Source organism: Streptomyces sp. NBC_00425, assembly GCF_036030735.1.
GTDB lineage: Bacteria > Actinomycetota > Actinomycetes > Streptomycetales > Streptomycetaceae > Streptomyces.
Genome location: NZ_CP107928.1, coordinates 3,814,414 through 3,831,680 on the forward strand (window position 1 = coordinate 3,814,414; position 17,267 = coordinate 3,831,680).

At 73.2% G+C, this 17,267-nt stretch carries 13 protein-coding genes and 1 pseudogene; 5 read left to right on the forward strand and 9 right to left on the reverse strand.

From position 1 onward, the window contains the following. Positions 1-225 precede the first annotated feature (225 nt). The 4 genes from OHS82_RS16090 to OHS82_RS16105 are packed head-to-tail and all read left to right on the forward strand — an operon-like array spanning position 226 to position 4,158. Complete coding sequence (locus OHS82_RS16090) at positions 226-516, forward strand: hypothetical protein (protein WP_057584388.1); 291 nt, start codon at positions 226-228, stop codon at positions 514-516. A 47-nt stretch (positions 517-563) separates the two neighbouring features. Then, positions 564-1,397, forward strand: a complete 834-nt coding sequence (locus tag OHS82_RS16095; protein ID WP_057584389.1) for a hypothetical protein — start codon at positions 564-566, stop codon at positions 1,395-1,397. Positions 1,398-1,438: 41 nt separating this feature from the next. After that, entirely contained in the window at positions 1,439-3,391 is a 1,953-nt protein-coding gene (locus tag OHS82_RS16100; protein WP_057584390.1) for a fumarate reductase/succinate dehydrogenase flavoprotein subunit, read from the forward strand. Further along, on the forward strand, positions 3,388-4,158 hold the full coding sequence (locus OHS82_RS16105) for a succinate dehydrogenase/fumarate reductase iron-sulfur subunit (protein ID WP_057584391.1): 771 nt from the start codon (positions 3,388-3,390) through the stop codon (positions 4,156-4,158). Before OHS82_RS16100 ends, OHS82_RS16105 begins: the two co-directional genes overlap by 4 nt. Here OHS82_RS16105 and OHS82_RS16110 read toward each other — a convergent pair. Together OHS82_RS16110 and OHS82_RS16115 are read right to left on the reverse strand one after the other, a co-directional pair. Further along, entirely contained in the window at positions 4,139-4,480 is a 342-nt protein-coding gene (locus tag OHS82_RS16110; protein WP_057584392.1) for a hypothetical protein, read from the reverse strand. The genes OHS82_RS16105 and OHS82_RS16110 overlap by 20 nt on opposite strands. A gap of 91 nt (positions 4,481-4,571) precedes the next feature. Further along, positions 4,572-5,927, reverse strand: coding sequence for a hypothetical protein (locus tag OHS82_RS16115; protein WP_242433457.1), 1,356 nt, complete (start codon positions 5,925-5,927; stop codon positions 4,572-4,574). A gap of 217 nt (positions 5,928-6,144) precedes the next feature. Between OHS82_RS16115 and OHS82_RS16120 the strand changes: the two genes are divergently transcribed. Further along, on the forward strand, positions 6,145-7,725 hold the full coding sequence (locus OHS82_RS16120; protein ID WP_328434059.1) for a hypothetical protein: 1,581 nt from the start codon (positions 6,145-6,147) through the stop codon (positions 7,723-7,725). Between the two features lie 284 nt (positions 7,726-8,009). Here the strand turns inward: OHS82_RS16120 and OHS82_RS16125 are convergent, their stop codons facing one another. From OHS82_RS16125 to OHS82_RS16155, 7 genes and pseudogenes are all read right to left on the reverse strand, one after another. Next, positions 8,010-10,628, reverse strand: a complete 2,619-nt coding sequence (locus tag OHS82_RS16125) for a SpoIIE family protein phosphatase (protein WP_057584394.1) — start codon at positions 10,626-10,628, stop codon at positions 8,010-8,012. Between the two features lie 269 nt (positions 10,629-10,897). Next, entirely contained in the window at positions 10,898-11,326 is a 429-nt protein-coding gene (locus OHS82_RS16130; RefSeq protein WP_057584395.1) for an ATP-binding protein, read from the reverse strand. Between the two features lie 112 nt (positions 11,327-11,438). After that, positions 11,439-11,846, reverse strand: a complete 408-nt coding sequence (locus tag OHS82_RS16135; protein ID WP_328434060.1) for a (deoxy)nucleoside triphosphate pyrophosphohydrolase — start codon at positions 11,844-11,846, stop codon at positions 11,439-11,441. Between the two features lie 215 nt (positions 11,847-12,061). Next, positions 12,062-12,229 (reverse strand): annotated as a pseudogene (locus OHS82_RS16140) (SPOR domain-containing protein); the annotation flags it as partial. 382 nt (positions 12,230-12,611) lie between these two features. After that, positions 12,612-13,364 carry a GntR family transcriptional regulator gene (locus OHS82_RS16145; RefSeq protein ID WP_057584397.1) on the reverse strand — a complete coding sequence of 251 codons (753 nt, stop codon included), beginning with the start codon at positions 13,362-13,364 and terminating at the stop codon, positions 12,612-12,614. Between the two features lie 147 nt (positions 13,365-13,511). After that, positions 13,512-14,840: a DUF4190 domain-containing protein gene (locus OHS82_RS16150; protein WP_328434061.1), complete on the reverse strand. Its 1,329-nt coding sequence runs from the start codon at positions 14,838-14,840 to the stop codon at positions 13,512-13,514. Positions 14,841-15,024: 184 nt separating this feature from the next. After that, positions 15,025-17,145, reverse strand: a complete 2,121-nt coding sequence (locus tag OHS82_RS16155; protein ID WP_328436068.1) for a DEAD/DEAH box helicase — start codon at positions 17,143-17,145, stop codon at positions 15,025-15,027. Between the last annotated feature and the right edge of the window lie 122 nt (positions 17,146-17,267).

Consider the following 17,267-nt stretch of genomic DNA (forward strand, 5'->3'; position numbering starts at 1 on the left):
TACGACGTACTGAAGAGGAAAGGGTTCGCCTGCCGGGAGCGACACGGCGGCAGGGCCCCGCAACCCCACTCGTGCGGAGCAACGCACTCCCTCCGCACTCCCTCCACACCCCTCCGTATCCGCCAATCACTGCACACGCCTTCACATCCACCGGTGTGAGGCGCAACACTCGCAGGCGCATGAACGTTGCCGTCCCGGGCCTGCCCACGGAAGCGAGGTCATGTCATGTCCGTGCACGACGACCTGACAACCGTCCAGCGTTGCCTCGACGACCTCTCCCGGTCCGTCGGCCGCCTGGAACAGCAGATCGGCAGCGGCGGCCTGGAGATGCGCCGCGTCCGCACCGACGCGGACCACCTGCGGGAGAGCGTCGCGCTGCTGCGCGAGGCCGCCGCGCATCCCGGTGCGCCGCGCAAGCCCGAACTGGTCACCATCCCCGACACCCCCTACGACGACTCCCTGTGGATCGACACGGACGACGAGGGACTCGGCGCCCGGGACCGACACGCCCCCTGATCCGAGCCTCCCGACCCGAGCCTCCCCGACCCGACCGGAGTCCTGCGTTGGCCACTGGTACGGAACCCGCCCCCACCGACCCCCATCCCCCGAGCGGCGTACGCGGCGCCGGCCGCGCCGCGATCGCCGCGTCCCATCTGCGGACCGACCGCTGGTGGCTGGCGCCCGCCGCCACCGCCGCCGGTCTGCTGGCGTTCGTCGTCTACTCGACCTGGCGGGCCTTCGCGAACGCCGACTACTACGCGGCCCCCTACGTCTCGCCGTTCTACTCCCCGTGCCTGGCGGAGAACTGCGACACGATGCGGCACGGCCCCAACGCGGAGCTCTTCGGCGCCTGGTGGGGGATCTCCCCCGCGATCATCATCCTGATCTTCCCGCTCGGCTTCCGGCTGACCTGCTACTACTACCGCAAGGCCTACTACCGGGGCTTCTGGGCCTCGCCCCCGGCCTGCGCGGTGGCCGAGCCGCACAGGAAGTACACCGGCGAGACCCGATTCCCGCTGATCCTGCAGAACATCCACCGGTACTTCTTCTACGCCGCGATCGTCGTCGCCGGGATCCTCACCTACGACACCGTGCTCGCCTTCCGCGACGAGCACTACGCGTGGGGGCACATGGGGCTCGGCACCCTCGTCTTCCTGCTGAACATCGGGCTGATCTGGGCGTACACGATCTCCTGCCACTCCTGCCGGCACATCGTCGGCGGCAAGCTGAAGCACTTCTCCAGGCACCCCGTGCGCTACCGGGCATGGCAGTTCGTCGGCAGGCTCAACGCCCGTCACATGCAGCTGGCCTGGGCCTCGCTGGTGAGCGTGGCGCTCGCCGACTTCTACGTCTATCTCGTCGCGTCCGGTGTCTTCGACGATCCGAGGTTTTTCTAGATGCTGCCGAACCCGATGAGCCCGATGAGTGGGGTCTGCTGATGTCCGTGGTCGACCGCCAGGAGTGGGACGTCGTCGTGGTCGGCGCGGGAGGCGCCGGACTGCGCGCCGCCATCGAGGCCCGTGAGCGGGGCGCCCGCACCGCCGTCATCTGCAAGTCGCTGTTCGGCAAGGCGCACACGGTGATGGCCGAGGGCGGCATCGCGGCGGCGATGGCCAACGCCAACGAGCACGACAACTGGCAGGTCCACTTCCGCGACACCCTGCGCGGCGGCAAGTTCCTCAACCAGTGGCGGATGGCCGAACTGCACGCCCAGGAGGCACCGGACCGGGTCTGGGAGCTGGAGACCTGGGGCGCCCTCTTCGACCGCACCGAGGACGGCCGGATCTCCCAGCGCAACTTCGGCGGCCACGAGTACCCGCGCCTCGCCCACGTCGGCGACCGGACGGGCCTGGAGCTGATCCGCACCCTCCAGCAGAAGATCGTCTCGCTGCAGCAGGAGGATCACAAGGAGACCGGCGACTACGAGGCACGGCTGAAGGTCTTCCAGGAGTGCACGGTCACCCGGATCCTGAAGGACGGCTCGAGGGTGAGCGGCGTCTTCGCCTACGAGCGCGAGACCGGCCGCTTCTTCGTCCTGAAGGCGCCCGCCGTGGTCATCGCGACCGGCGGCATCGGCAAGTCCTTCAAGGTGACGTCGAACTCGTGGGAGTACACCGGCGACGGCCACGCGCTGGCCCTGCTCGCCGGAGCGCCCCTGCTCAACATGGAGTTCGTGCAGTTCCACCCGACGGGCATGGTCTGGCCGCCGTCGGTGAAGGGCATCCTCGTCACGGAATCCGTCCGCGGAGACGGCGGGGTGCTGCGCAACTCCGAGGGCAGACGGTTCATGTTCGACTACGTTCCCGACGTCTTCAAGGAGAAGTACGCCGAGTCGGAGGAGGAGGGCGACCGCTGGTACGAGGACCCGGACCACAACCGGCGTCCGCCGGAACTGCTCCCCCGTGACGAGGTGGCCCGCGCCATCAATTCCGAGGTGAAGGCGGGCCGCGGCTCCCCGCACGGCGGGGTCTTCCTGGACGTGTCGACGCGGATGCCCGCCGAGGTCATCAAGCGCCGGCTGCCCTCGATGTACCACCAGTTCAAGGAGCTCGCGGACGTCGACATCACCGCCGAGGCCATGGAGGTCGGGCCGACCTGCCACTACGTGATGGGCGGCATCGCGGTCGACTCCGACACGGCGGCGGCGCGCGGGGTGCCGGGGCTCTTCGCGTCGGGCGAGGTGGCCGGCGGCATGCACGGCTCCAACCGGCTGGGCGGCAACTCCCTCTCCGACCTGCTGGTGTTCGGCCGGCGGGCGGGCCTGCACGCGGCCGAGTACGCGGCGGCGACGACGTACGAGCTCCCGCCGGTGGACGAGGCGCAGGTGGACGCGGCGGCCGCCGAGGCGCTGCGTCCCTTCTCCGCCGAGGCGGCCGGCGAGGGGTCCGCGAGCGGCTCCGCGACCGGCCCCGCCGAGAACCCCTACACCCTCCATCAGGAACTCCAGCAGACCATGAACGACCTGGTGGGCATCATCCGCCGGGAGCCCGAGATGCAGGAGGCCCTGCACCGGCTGGCGCAGCTGCGGGCCCGGGCCCGGCGCGCCGGCGTCGAGGGCCACCGCCAGTTCAACCCCGGCTGGCACCTGGCGCTCGACCTGCGCAACATGCTGCTGGTCAGCGAGTGCGTGGCGCGGGCGGCGCTGGAACGCACCGAGTCGCGCGGCGGCCACACCCGCGAGGACTGTCCGGCGATGGAGCGGACCTGGCGCAACGTCAACCTGATCTGCCGGCTCGCCGATCCCGCCGAGGGCGCGGCCGCCGACGACCCGCAGCCCGGCCGGATCCAGCTCGTCCGCGAGACCACCGACCCCGTCCGCCCCGACCTGCTCGCCCTCTTCGAGAAGGAGGAGCTGGCCAAGTACCTCACCGAAGAGGAGCTGTACGAATGAGCGGCTACGAGGCACGGTTCCGGGTCTGGCGCGGTGACACGGAGGGCGGCGGTCTCGAGGACTTCGCGGTCGAGGTCAACGACGGCGAGGTCGTGCTGGACATCATCCACCGGCTGCAGTCCACGCAGGCTCCCGACCTCGCCGTGCGCTGGAACTGCAAGGCGGGCAAGTGCGGTTCGTGCTCCGCGGAGATCAACGGGCGGCCCCGGCTGATGTGCATGACGCGCATGTCGGTGTTCACCCCGGACGAGACGATCACCGTGACCCCGCTGCGCGCCTTCCCGGTGATCCGCGACCTGGTCACGGACGTCGGGTTCAACTACCGCAAGGCGAGGGAGGTTCCGGCGTTCGTGCCGCCCGAGGGGGTCGGGCCGGGCGAGTACCGGATGTTCCAGGAGGACGTGGACCGTTCGCAGGAGTTCCGCAAGTGCATCGAGTGCTTCCTGTGCCAGGACACCTGCCACGTCGTGCGCGACCACGAGGAGAACAAGGCGGCGTTCGCCGGCCCCCGCTTCCTCATGCGGGTCGCCGAACTGGACATGCACCCGCTGGACGGGGCCGAGGCGAGCGGCCTGGACCGCAAACGCACGGCCCAGGACGAGCACGGCCTCGGCTACTGCAACATCACCAAGTGCTGCACGGAGGTCTGCCCCGAGGGCATCAAGATCACCGACAACGCGCTGATCCCGCTGAAGGAACGCGCGGTCGACCGCAAGTACGACCCGCTGGTGTGGCTGGGCTCGAAGATCAGGAGACGGTCGTCGTAGGCGCCGGGGGCAGCCGGGGCGTGCGGCCGGGGCGTCGGGCACGGAGCTGGATCACCAGTCCCGCCATCAACACGCCCCAGCCGGCCCAGGCGACGTAGGCCGACGCGCCGTGCGGCGGACCGTTCAGCGGGCCCACGAACATCCACACCGTCGCTCCGGCGCCGGTGACCAGCGAGCCCCAGCCCCACAGCCGCGGCCTGAGCACCCTGGACCGGGCCCACGGCGGGACCCGGCCGGTCGCGACTCCGGCCGCACCGCCCACGACCAGAACCGTGACGGCGAGTGCGGCCACCCCCACCAGAATCCCGTGCATGGCGCTCATGTTCGCAGGATCTCCGGCGCCCGCGAGAGCCTTGACCCGATGAAGGGCCGCCCGAGGCCCGGGCTTGGGATATCGCCGCCCCGCACAGCGTCTACCGGACCCAACCGTCCTGGTACGACGTCCAGTCGGTCTCCGTCGCCGCGAAGTCCACGTACGCCGCCACGCCGAAGTTCTCGCGGTCGGCGTCGGTGCGGGACAGGCCCAGCCGGACGCCCCGGACGGCGGCGGCGACCGTCTCCGCGTGCGCCCAGTGGCCGAAGCGGTTCTCCCGGTAGAAGGGCAGGCCCATCAGCAGGTCCGTGGAGCGCGGGGTGACCTCCAGGGCGAGGGACGTCTGCTGGGCGACGTATCCGCCGTACGTGCTCTGCAGCGGCTGCATGGTGTCGTACGACATCACGGCGATCTGGTCGACGCGGCGGGCGACCTGGCCGAAGAACTTCTGCGACCACCACTTGGGGTGCCCGGTGGTCGCGCCCCAGAAGGAGTGGAACCCGGGCACCGGGTCGATCTGGTGGGCCGCGACGGAGAGCTGGGCGTGATGCGCGCGGGTGACGGCGCGCAGGGAGTCGAGCAGGGTGAGGTAGTCGGCGTCGTCGGAGTGGAGGGGTTCGAGGTCGAAGTGGGCGCCCTCGAAGCCGGCCGCCAGGATCTCGCGGGTGGACCGCACCACGGCGGCGCGGGTCTCCGGCCGCTCCAGCCGCATGCCGTCCGGGGTCTCCGTGGCGAGCACGTCGCCGAGCCAGGCCTGGACGCGCAGCTTCGGCGCCTCCCGGTGCACGGCGGCTATGAACCACCGCGCGTTCGCGTAGGCGGACTTCGGCAGCGTGCCGTCGTGCTCCAGGGGCCCGGCGTGCACGTAGAGGTCCCGCATGCCGGTGTCGGCGAGGCGGCGGGCCAGGGTGTCGACGTCGGCGTCGGTCTTGCGGCCGTCCACCCAGGCGTGGCCCAGCCAGATGGCGTCCTTGCCGCGGGTGTACGTGCCGTCGGCCGGATCGCCCAGGTAGTTCACGCGCAGTGCGGCCTCGGCGACGAGGATCGGCACCAGGAGCAGCAGGACGAGGACGAGGGCGGCGCGGCGGACCCGGCGCAGGCGACGTCGGCCCGGCCGCCGGCCCCCGAAAGCCTCGGGGTCGTCACCGGGGTCGCCGACACCGCCGCCACCACCCTCGGCATCGGTCGCGGGCGGCTCGGGCGGGGCGTCACCGGGCGCGGGGGCGGGGGCGGGGACGCGGGCGGAGGCGGGGGCCGGCTCCGCGGCCTCCGCGACGGGGGCAGTAGCGTCCGTGGCGTGTGCGTCGGCGGCGGCGACGCCCGTGCCGGGGGCGGCGTCCGGTGCGACGGCGGCAGAGCCGGTGCCGGTGTCCGTTCCTGTGCAAGTGCCCGCGTCGGTTTCCGTGTCGGCGGGGGCCGGACCGGGCCGTTGCCTGGGCGTCGGTTCAGCCCGCAGGGCCCGGTCCTCCGTCGGCTCCGGCTTCGGCTCAGACTCCGGCTTCGTTGTGGAGTCCGGCTTCGTTGTGGAGTCCGGCTTCGGCGTCGGCTTCGGCTCCGTGCGTTCCGGCGATCGGTCCATCCCGGTCACCCCTCCCGTGTCGTCGCGCCCCACCGCCCCCAGCCCGGGTGTATCCCGCTCGCGTGACCGGATTCGCGGCCATACGCTCCCAAATGTGACCTCTTCCCTGCATCGAGGCCGACCGCGGCGTCCCGGGCCGCACATATCCGTGCGGGTGGCGCACGCCGTGCTGGGCTGTGCGATCGGGCTCGTGTGGCTGGTGTTGCCAGGGATGACGTCGGGCGACGACGCTCCGGTTGCGATCAAGGAGCCGGCGTCCGCGGCGGGTACCGTCGCAGCCGCCGGGGAGAAAGAGGACGAGACGTCCACCGCCGACCTGGTGCTGCCGCTCGTGGCCGTCGCCGCGGTCGGTGCGATCGCCGGTTACGGGTATGTGCGCCGGGTCCGGCGGGCCCGCAGCCGGACCACCCCCGGCGGGTCGGGCGGTCCCCCGCCGCCGGGGTCCGCGCCGCCTCTCACGGCCCTCGACGGGCGGGCCTGCGCCGCGCTGGTCGAGGCGGACGACCGTATCCGCGCGGCCCGCACCGAACTCGACTACGCCGAGACCCTGTTCGGCAGTCACCCCGTGACGCCCCTGCGCCGGGCCGTCCAGGAGGCCGGGACCGAACTCGCCGCCGCGTTCCGGATGCGCCGGCGTTACGACGAGGGCACGCCGGCCGAGGATGCGGCCCGGGCGCACGCGCTCGCGGGGATCGTCGGACGCTGCGAGGAGACGACGCGGCGGCTGGACTCGGTGGCCGACGCGCTGGCGCGGCTGCGCGACCGCGACGACGGGCCGGGGGCGGCGCTGGGCGTCGCCGAGGGCCGGTTCCGGGAGCTGACCGGGCTCGTGGCGGCCTCGGAGACCGTCCTCGCGGGCCTGCGGGCGCGGTACGCGCCCACCGCCACCGCCACCGTCATCGGCAACGTCGAACAGGCCAAGGACCGGCTGCTGTTCGCCACCGTCCGGCTGAACGAGGCCCGTCAGGCCGCCGATTCGGGACGGGCCGGCCCGGCGGCGACGCACCTGCGGGCCGCCGAGGCAGCCGTCGCCCAGGCCGCGGTCCTGCTCGACGGGGTCGACCGGCTCGCCACGCTGCTGAAGACGGCCGAGCAGACGGTGCCGGCCGCCCTGACCGGCGCGGAGGCGGAGCTGTCCGCGGCACGGGCGGACGAGGCGGCCGGGCCCTCCGGCACACCGCACGCCCTGCTGCGGCACGCGGACGTCGTCCTGGCCTCCGTGCGGCACGAGCTGACGGCAGGCCGGCCCGCCGACCCGGTCGGCATGCTCCGCCGGATCGTGCGGGCCACGGAGCCGTTCGCCCCGGGGCGGGGTGGGGTACTGCCGGCCGCCGCACTGATCACCGCCCGCACCGCCACGGGCGCGGCGTCGGACTTCGTCGAGACGCACCGCGGCGCGGTCGGCGCCGCCGCCCGCACCCGGCTGGCCGAGGCGGAACGTCTGCTCGCCGCGGACGATCCGGCCGACCGCCTGGCCGCCGACGACCTCGCCCTGGAGTCGCTGGAGCTGGCCGAGCAGGACGTGAGAACGCACGGCAACCCCGGCCCCGCGCCGGAGGGCACGGCCGGTGAGATCGGTGCGGCCGGTGCCGTGCTGGGCGGCATCGTCCCGCCCGAGCCCCCCGCCGGCGCCCCGCCCACAGACCCCGCCACCCCGCCCTCCGCCGACGCGTGAGCCGGCCGGCAGCCAGGGAACCGAGCCGGGCGGGCGCCGCACAGGTCGTGCAGAGGGCGCAGGGACGACGGCGCCGACGCAGACCGCGCCGACCCGTCCCCCGGCCGCGTGAGCCAGCCGTCGGCACGTCAGCCCGCCGTCGTCCAGGGGGGCGGGCGGGGCACACCGTCGGCCGGGGAGGCGGCCGGGTCGTGCCCGGAGTGGGCAGGCGCCTGCGGCGGGGGCGCCGACGTGCGTCGGTCGTCCTGCCGTCCGCCCCCGGGCCCGCCGCGCCCGAGTGGGGGTCAGAACAGGCTCAGCAACGCCTCCGCCGGGTCCGTCAGGCCCGTCTCGCCGTCCGGCAGCGGCAGTTCGAACCACACCGTCTTCCCGCGCGGTGTCCGGCGTGAGCCCCAGGCCGCCGCCAGGAGGCCGACGAGCTGGAGACCGCGGCCGCCCTCGTCGGTGTCCCGGGCGCGGCGCCGGCGCGGCTGGACGAGACCGGCGTCCCAGACCTCGCACACCAGGGTCCGGTCCAGCAGCAGCCGCAGTCTGATCTCCCCCTCGCCGTACCGCAGTGCGTTGGTGACGAGTTCGCTGACCAGCAGTTCCGTCGTGTCGACGAGGGGTTCGAGGCCCCAGGCGAGCAGCCGGCCGCGTGCGTGCTCCCGGGCCCGGCCCACGCTGCGCGGCTCGCGAGGCAGGGTCCAGTCGCCGACCGAGTCGGCGGGCAGGCCCTGCACCCGGGCCATCAGCAGCGCGATGTCGTCCTCGCCGTGGTGCGAGTCGAGGGTGCTGAGGACGTGGTCGCAGACGTCCTCGAGGGGCGCGGAGGGATCGGTGAGGGCTCCGACGAAAGCGTTGAGGCCCTCGTCCAGCGGATGGTCGCGGGATTCGACCAGGCCGTCCGTGTAGAGCGCCAGCAGCGCGCCCTCGGGGAGTTCGACCTCGACCTCCTCGAAGGGCTCGCCGCCCACGCCGAGCGGCATGCCGGGCGGCACGTCGAGCATCAGCGCGGGTTCACCGGGCTCGACGAGGACCGGAGGGAGATGGCCCGCGTTGGCGAAGGTGCAGCGGCGGGTCACCGAGTCGTAGACCGCGTAGACGCAGGTCGCGAGATACACCTCGGACAGGTCGGCCTCCCGGGGGCGGCGGGCGGCCCTCGTCGCCTGCTGGACGCCGCCGGGGGTGCCGAGGCCGCGCGCGATCTCGTCCAGCGCGGAGAGCACCTCCGCCGGTTCGAGGTCCAGCAGGGCCAGCGTGCGGACGGCCGTGCGCAGTTCGCCCATCGCGACCGCGGCCCGCAGACCGCGGCCCATCACGTCCCCCACCACCAACGCGGTGCGGTGACCGGGCAGTTCGATGACGTCGAACCAGTCGCCGCCGACCTCGCTGGGACGGCCGGTGGAGACGTTGCCGGGCAGGTAGCGACAGGCGATGTCCAGGCCGGACGCCACCGGGTCGCCGGGCGGCAGCAGCGACCGCTGCAGTATCAGCGCCCGCTCGTGCTCACGCCGGTACAGACGGGCGTTGTCGATGCAGACCGCCGCCCGCGCCGCGAGTTCCACCGCCAGATCACGGTCCCGGTCCCCGAACGGTTCGCTGCCCTTCGTCCGTGAGAACTGCGCGAGGCCGACGACGGTGTCGTGGGCGACCATCGGAACGGCGATCGTGCCCTGGACGAGGCCGCCCTCGTCGCCGGGGACGGTCTGCGGACGGGCGGTGCGCAAGGCGTCGGCGCAGGGCGAGTTGAACGGGAAGTGGTGAACCGCGCCGACGGCGACGGGCGCGCCCGCCCCGGGGAAGGGCGCGTCGGAGACGGCGGACGAGAAGGCGACCCGGCGCAGTTCCGCGCTGCCGTCGGCGAGGCCGGGCGGGGTCTCGTCGCCGGCCAGGAGCCCCTGGTAGAGGTCGACGGTGGCAAGGTCGCAGAAGCCGGGCACGACGACGTCGAGGAGTTCGCGCGCGGTCGTCTCCAGGTCGAGGGAGTTCCCGATGCGGGCTCCCGCGTCGTTCAGAAGGGCGAGATTGCGCCGCGCTGCGGCGGCCTCGCGGGCGGCGGCGCGGCGGGCGGTGATGTCGGTGCCGAGCCAGGCGACGCCGATCGGGCGGCCGCTGCCGCTGTGCACGCGGTAGAGGTTGATCGACCAGTGCCGGCGCTCGTCGGAGCCCGGCACGAAGCCGGTGACGTGCATGTCCGTGATGGAGTCGCCGGTCTGCAGGACCCGGCGCAGGGTCGCGCTGACCCGGTCGGCCTCGGACCGGGGCAGGTAGTCGTGGACGCCCTTGCCGCGGTGGTCGTCGGGGGTGCCGCCGAAGATGGACGCGAACCGCTGGTTGGCGCGGCGGACCCGCAGGTCGGGGTCGATCAGCAGGAACCCGAACGGGGATTGGCCGAAAATGGCCTGCGAGGCGGCGAGGTCCGTCTCGATGCTGCGGAGCGTGCGGACGTCGACGACGATGCACACGGCGGCCTTCTCGCCGTCCAGGCTGCGCGTCGGCATGACGTACACCTCGGCGAGGCCCTGCTCGCCGCGCCCGCCGCCGGGCACCGGGTCCGGCATCCGGAACGGGACCACGCCGGTCCACTCGCGCCCGTCCAGGATCTCGGCCATCTTGCGCTGGCCGCGCTCACGCAGGTCCGGGTCGATGAACGCGTCGATGGGGTCCATGCCCACGGCCCGGTCGGCGGGGATGCCGAAGATCTGCTCGGCGCGCAGGCTCCACTGGTCGACGAGACCGTCGGGGCCGATGGAGAACGAGGCGACCTTGATGTAGTCGTAGATCGAGCCGGGCGGGCTGCTCTGCCATATGGCGTCGCCGGGCGCCTCGCCGTCCGGGAAAGCGCCGGGCACGGCGGCCTCGGCCCTCGCGTCGCCCGACGGGTCCTCGGACTCCGTGGCCTTCGCTGGTATCTCGCTCACGCGAACCGTCCCCTCCAGCTCACCGCGCCCGGCACCGGTCACCGGCGGCGGCTGCCCGCAGTATCCAGCACTACGGGGCCGCACGACACGGTGTTCACGATCACAGCACGGTCCAGGCTTTTTCCGGCCCGTGCTGCGACGACACTTCCCGTCTTCTAACCAGCGGACACGTCGTCGAACCACACCTTCCGGCACCGGTCGGCGACCGGAACCCGACGGCGACAGCCTCGGCCCCGCTGTACACCGGCTCATCCCCACACCGGGGCGCGTCAATCCGGCACGGCGAGCTCGAACCACACCGTCTTGCCGGTGTCCCCCGGACGGGTACCCCAGCGGCGTGAGGAGGAGGCGACCAGCTGCAGTCCGCGCCCGCTCTCGTCCTCGGGCCGGGCGATCCGCTCGCGGGGCGGGTCGGGCAGCGGGTCGGAGACCTCCACCAGGAGCACGCCCTCCAGTCGCGCGGGGAGGACCAGGCGGACGCCGATGGGACCGGTGGCGTGCCGCAGGGCGTTGGTGACCAGTTCGCTGACCAACAGCGCGGTGAGGTCGCCCACGCTGTCGAGGCCCCAGTCGCGCAGCTGCTCACGCACGGCGAGGCGCGCGGTGCGCACCGCGCCGGGGTCCGCGGGGAACGTCCACTCGGCGCGGTCGCCTTCGGTGTCGATCACGCCGATCACTTCCCGGGCCAGCGAGTACACCCCTGTCCGATTTCATGGGGTTAAGGGGCACATACCCGATATCCGGGAGGCAGTACCGCCGCACGGGGCCTGCTGTGGCACGAACGGCGTACGACCCTGACCCGGCTGCCGGTCAGCGAGCCCCGGGAACCCTCGAGAGCGTCTCGCGGACCGCGGGAACGTCCTGGTCGAGCCAGTCGACGTGCCAGATCTCGTCCGGGGTGAGCCAGCGCAGCGCGTCGTGGTCCTGGAGGGGGCGGGGGGCGGCGGAGCCGGGGCGCAGCCGGGCGCTCCACACCTGGAGCACATAGGGCGGCTTCAGGGGCCACTCCCCCGGGACGCGCTCGACGACCTCCGCGGCGACGCCGAGTTCCTCGCGCAGCTCACGTGTGAGGGCCGCCTCGGGCGTCTCGCCCTCCTCGACCTTGCCGCCGGGCAGCTCCCAGCGCCCGGCGAGCTCCGGCGGCGCGCTGCGGCGGGCGGCGAGCAGGCGGCCGCCGTCGAACAGGGCGGCTCCCACCACCACGATCCGTTCCGTCATGCGCCGGAGCCTACGGGAGGAGCCGGGCAACTCGACCGGAGGGCGGCCGGGTTCCGCAGGGGGCCGGTCCGCGTCGGAGGGGATCAGTTGCGGGTGCTGTCTCCGTTGTGCGCCTGCACCTGCGTCTGCACCTGGCCCGGCCCCTGGGGCTGCGCCGGGACCTGACCCTGACTCTGTCCGTGGCCCTGCGCCTGGGTTTGCCCGTGGCTCTGCCCCTGGCCGACGCGCTCGACCCAGTACAGCTGCTTGTGGCCGCGGCCGTCGAGGCTGTCCGCGATCTTCTGGGCCTCGGCCCTGGTCGCGTAACGGCCCACGCGGTAGCGATTGCCGTTGTCGTCCTGCCGTATCACGTGCCAAGGCAGAGAGATGGTGCTGTCGTTCATCGCGCCGCACGCCCCCTTCCCGCCCCCGACCGCCCGGATCCCGTCCACGGCACGCCGCGCGCCCCGCCTTCCAAGGAAACCGCAATCCGCATATGCCCGAGCGTACGCCTTACCTTTACGCAGCGAACACGGATTTACACAAAGAGGTACGCAACCAGCCAGGACGCAGGGGGCGCACGAGGCCGGACGCGCCGTACGCGCGCCGCGATGTGTCCGGTCGGCGGGGGTCTGGGCACCTAGGGGGCGACCTGCGGGAACGTCCGGAAACGACCGGATTCCGACGGCGCGCGGGCAGGCCCGGAGCGTGGGGTTTCCGGAGGCAACTGCCGGAAGGGTGTGCGCCGTCGGTGCGCATGCGCTACCGCACCGCCTACCGCGGCGGCTACTTCACCGGCAGGTGGTAGGCCACCCGGTACCGGTCGGCGGGGATCACCACGTCGGCCGTCTCGACCGGTCGACCCGAGGCGTAGTACGTGCGCTGCACGACCAGGACGACATGTCCGGGGACGCCACCGAGGGCGAGCAGCTCCTCGGCGAGGCCGGGTCGCGCGCCCACCTCCTCCGCGACGTTGTCGACGATGACGTCGATCGCGCGCATGCGCTCCACGACGCCCATGCCGCCGAGCGGCCCCTCCTCGGGCAGCATGACGGGCGTGCGGCCGGTGACCGCGAGAGGCTCCCACGAGGTGGAGAGCATCATCGCCTCGCCGGCCTCGCGGAAGACGTACCGGGTGCGCATCACGCGGTCGCCGGCCTGGATGCCGAGCCGCTCCGCGACGGCGACGCCCGCCTCGGTCTGCTCGCTGCTGGACTCCCACGTGCCGCGCGTGTGCGCCTCGGCCTGCTCCTGCCGGAAGGGCGTCGCGCCGCTGACCGGCCGGTAGCCGGAGCGGGCGATCCGGCGGGGCACGGGCCGCTCACGCACATACGTGCCCGAACCGGAACGGCCCTCGACCAGCCCCTCGGCCATCAGCACCTTGCGCGCCTCGAGGGCGACGGTGTCGGAGACGCCGTACTCCTCGCGGATTCTCGCCTGGGAGGGGAGCCGGGTGTGCGGTGGCAGCGACCCGTCGGTGATCTTCTTGCGAAGATCACCCGCGACGCGCAGATACGCCGGCTGCTCACCGAATGTCACTGGCCACTCCCATCAGGTTGTACAGACAGCTACAGCCTGGCAACCGTGGGTTGAGCCGTGCAAGTAAAGGCCAGAGAATCACTCGATGTGATGACATCTGTCGGTGAAACGCTTCACCCAGGCACTTTCTCCCCGCTGAGGGCGTGATCACACATCCAGGCCGCTGTCGCCGCCGCCCCCACCCGTGCCGTCCGCCGGGTCGCCGCTGTCGTCGTCGTAGTCGGGCGGGGTGGTGGCCAGGCCCAGAGCCTTGCGGGCGGTGACAGTCGTGTCGCCGTCCACGACCCCGTAGGCGCTCTCGTAGTGCCGGTAGAAGGCGTCCACGTCGGAGGCCTTCTCCGCCGCCGCCCACTCCTTGCCGGCTCGCTGCATGTCCTTCACCAGAGCGGCCATCGGCGCCCGGGCCGTCGCGGACCAGGTGTGACCGCCCAGCACGGCGGCCTGCGCGGCGGTGACGTCCCCGGTGTCGCCTGCCCAGGTCCGGTTGGCCGCCAGATCCTCCTCGGGGAGGTCCTCCGGCTCCTCGGAGAGCGTCTCGTCGACGGTGTCCATGGCCTTCAGGAAGGCCAGTTGGTCGGCGTCGAGGGTGGTCTCGTCGGCACGCAGCGAGCCGGTGAGGGTGCCCGTCTCGTCCACGTTGCCGAAGACGCAGGTGATCTCGCGGTCACCCCAGCTCCAGCTCTCGGAGGTGGGCGTGAGGTAGTAGACGTCGACCTCCTCGGTCAGCGCCCAGGAATCCATCGCGTAGGCGCGCTGGAGCGTGAAGCACTTGTCGTCGGCCACGTCCACGACCTTGTCCTCGCCCGGGTAGTCGCTGCCGGGCAACGGGATCGTGGCGAACACCTCGGCGTCGTGCTCGCCGGAGCAGGGCACCTCGTCGACGTCGTAGACGTCCGTGCCGAAGGTGTCACCGGGAACGTCGAAGCAGTCGCCCTCGGCGAGCGAGAAGCTCGAGCCGGGGCCCGCGCTCGCGCCTTCCTTGAAGCCCTGCCAGAAGTCGGAGGCTCCGCCGGTGGCCAGCATCAGGATCCACAGCGCGAGACCGACGGAGGACAGGACGGCGCCGGCGATCGCCATTCCCCTGCCGCGCTCCCCGCGCCTCCTGATCTGCGCCAGCGCGACGATCCCGAGCACCAGACCCACGCCCGGCAGGAAACAGAGGATGCCGAGCACGAGGGCGGCGATGGCCACGCCGTTGATGACCGAGGACCGCCCGTAGGGGTTGTACCCCTGCCCCCACACCGGGTAGGGCGCGGCCCCGTAGGGGGCCTGCGGGTACGGACCCTGGGCGTACGGGTCGTGCGCATAGGGCTGCTGCGGCGGGGCGAACGGGTCCCGGGGAGACGGGCCCTGCGGGTCGGAGCCCTGCGGGTAGGGGCCTTGCGGGTAGGGGCCTTGCGGGTAGGGGCCCGGCTGGGGCGGAGGCTGGTACGGGTCCTGGGGCTGGTGGGGCCCCGGGGGCGGAGGTATGGACACGGGTACCGTGCTCCTGGTTCAGACGGGTCGGGCTGTCGGGCGATGGGTCGGGCGGGTCGTGCGGTGGGGCGGCACGCAGGCGGTGTCGCGGTCGCCGGGGACGGCCGCCGGGAGCGGGACCGACGTGCGACAAGCTGCGACCGGCATACGGCTGGGCGCATCGTAAGCCCGGGACGAGTCCGCGCTACCCGGCGTCCTGCGGCCGGCCGGCGAGCCTGCGCTGCTCCTCCTCAACGATGCGGCGGGCGAGGCCGTCGTCGGAGACGTCGACCGCGTCCGGCGTCGCCTCCGCCGTGTCGCTGCGGCGGGCGTAGGCGTCGAAGAGCCGGGTCTTGTTCTCGAGGATGCGCAGCAGCCGCTCGTCCACGCTGTCCGTGACCAGCAGGCGGTGCACCTGGACCGCCCGCACCTGGCCCATGCGGTGCGCCCGGGCCACGGCCTGGTGCTCCAGGGTCGGCTTGACCTGCGGCTCGCACAGGACGACCACGGACGCGGCCTGGAGGTTGAGCCCGACGCCGCCCGACTCGATCTGGCAGAGCAGCACCGCGGGTCCCTCGGCGGCCGTGAAGTCGTCCACGAGCCGCTGCCGCCGCACGGCCGGGACATCGCCGGCGATGGGCCCGAACACGGTGTCGCCCACCACGCCCCGGACCGCGGTGAGGACGTCGCGGAAATAGGAGAACACGACGGTCTTCAGGCCGTTCTCCGTGGCCTCCCCGACCAGTTCGCGCAGCCGCTGGAGCTTCGCGGACCTCTCGGGGTCGGCGTAGGCGGCCCGACGCATCGCCATGAAGTTCCCCGCCGCGACCGCCGCCCGGTAGGCGCCCTCGTCGGCGGCGCTGAACTCCTCCCACTCGTCGACGTGGATCAGCGCGGGGAGTTCGGTGAGCACGTCCTTCTGGTTGCGGCGCAGATAGGCGGGGGCGACCGCCTTGCGGAACACCTGCGGGCCGGCGGCCGCGTAGCTGTCGTGGATCGCGGGGACGAGGTCGGGCTGGAGGCAGCGCACCAGGGCGCGGAACTCCTCGACACGGTTCTCCATCGGGGTGCCGGTGAGGAACAGGACGCGGTCGCACAGCCCGGTCCACACCGCGACCGAACGGGCGCGCCGGGTCCCGGGGTTCTTGACGTAGTGCGCCTCGTCGACGACGAGGAGTCCGGGCGGCGGTCCGCCGTCCGGCTCGGGCAGGGTGTGCAGCACGTCGAAGGTGGTGACGGCGACCCCGCCGCGCTCGCGCCACTCGGCGTACGCGTCCCACCGGTCCGGGCCGTGCACCGGCACCGCCCGGAGCGTGCTGCGGGCGCGGATCTCCCGGGTCCAGTTGATGAGCACGCCGGCCGGGCACACCACCAGGAAGTGGGCGTGGCCCTCGGCCGCCAGGTGGGCGAGCACGGCGATCGCCTGGACCGTCTTGCCGAGTCCCATCTCGTCCCCGAGGACGACCCGGCGCCGGGCCAGCGCGAACCGCGCCCCGAAGGCCTGGTAGCCGCGCAGGGAGACCCGGCGGTGGGTGTCGTCGAGCGGCTGCGCGTGCACCTGTTCGGCCACGTCGGACGGTACGAAACCCTCGGCGGCCGCGGTGTCCGACGGGTGGGCGCAGATCTCCGCCAGCAGGCTGTAGTACTCGGCCGAGCGCACCTCGAAGTCGACCCACGGCTCGAGCTCGGAGGCAGGTTCGCGCAGCAGGTCGGCGGTGGCCTGCGCGAGGTGCAGCGCCACGCCGGCCTCGGCGGCCTCGGCCGTCAGCGCGGTCAGTTCGGTGACCGCGGTGCGCGCGGCCTCCCGGCGGGGCCGTCCGGCGAGGGCAAGCCGCAACCGGCCGGTGGCCGGGCGGACCGCGGGCAGCAGTTCGCCGAGCCGCTTCTCGTACCGCTCGGCGGCGGCCACCGCGCGGGGCAGTTCGGGGCCGGCCGCGACGAGCCGGTACAACGCGCCGACCAGGGCCGAGGCAGCGGGCTCGGGGTGGTCGACGTCGATCCTGACGGAGACGGTCTCCTCGACCGCGCGGGCGATCTGCCGGGCGGCGGCGAGGACCTGGTCGGCGGTCTGCGCGCCGACGCCGGGGATCAGCCGGAGCTGGTGCCGGCCGGCCTCGTACACCTCCCGTACCGAGCCGAAGCCGGCCCCCTCGACCGCCGCGAGCCGCAGCCGTCCCTCGGTGACGTCCTTCAGCCGGGTGAGTGCGATGGACCCGAGTTCCTCGGCGACGAGCGCGTCCCTGAGCGGCGTGTGGGCGGCGCGGACGGCGTCCACGGCACGGGCGTGGTCGGTCCGCAGCGCGAAAGCGGCGTCGTGCAACCGCATACCGTCCGCATACAGCTCCCCCACCCGCGTCACGCCGCCCCCTCACCCGCGCCCCCGAACGCCTCCCATGCTCGCATCGAACGGGACGTCCCGGACCCGGCGGGGGTACGGCAGCGGACGAC

Bases quoted from the DNA above. Each gene is read 5' to 3' on its own strand.
- OHS82_RS16090 (WP_057584388.1), top strand. From the start codon at position 226: ATGTCCGTGCACGACGACCTGACAACCGTCCAGCGTTGCCTCGACGAC.
- OHS82_RS16100 (WP_057584390.1), top strand. From the start codon at position 1,439: ATGTCCGTGGTCGACCGCCAGGAGTGGGACGTCGTCGTGGTCGGCGCG.
- OHS82_RS16105 (WP_057584391.1), top strand. From the start codon at position 3,388: ATGAGCGGCTACGAGGCACGGTTCCGGGTCTGGCGCGGTGACACGGAG.
- OHS82_RS16110 (WP_057584392.1), bottom strand. From the start codon at position 4,480: ATGAGCGCCATGCACGGGATTCTGGTGGGGGTGGCCGCACTCGCCGTC.
- OHS82_RS16135 (WP_328434060.1), bottom strand. From the start codon at position 11,846: ATGACGGAACGGATCGTGGTGGTGGGAGCCGCCCTGTTCGACGGCGGC.
- OHS82_RS16155 (WP_328436068.1), bottom strand. From the start codon at position 17,145: ATGCGGTTGCACGACGCCGCTTTCGCGCTGCGGACCGACCACGCCCGT.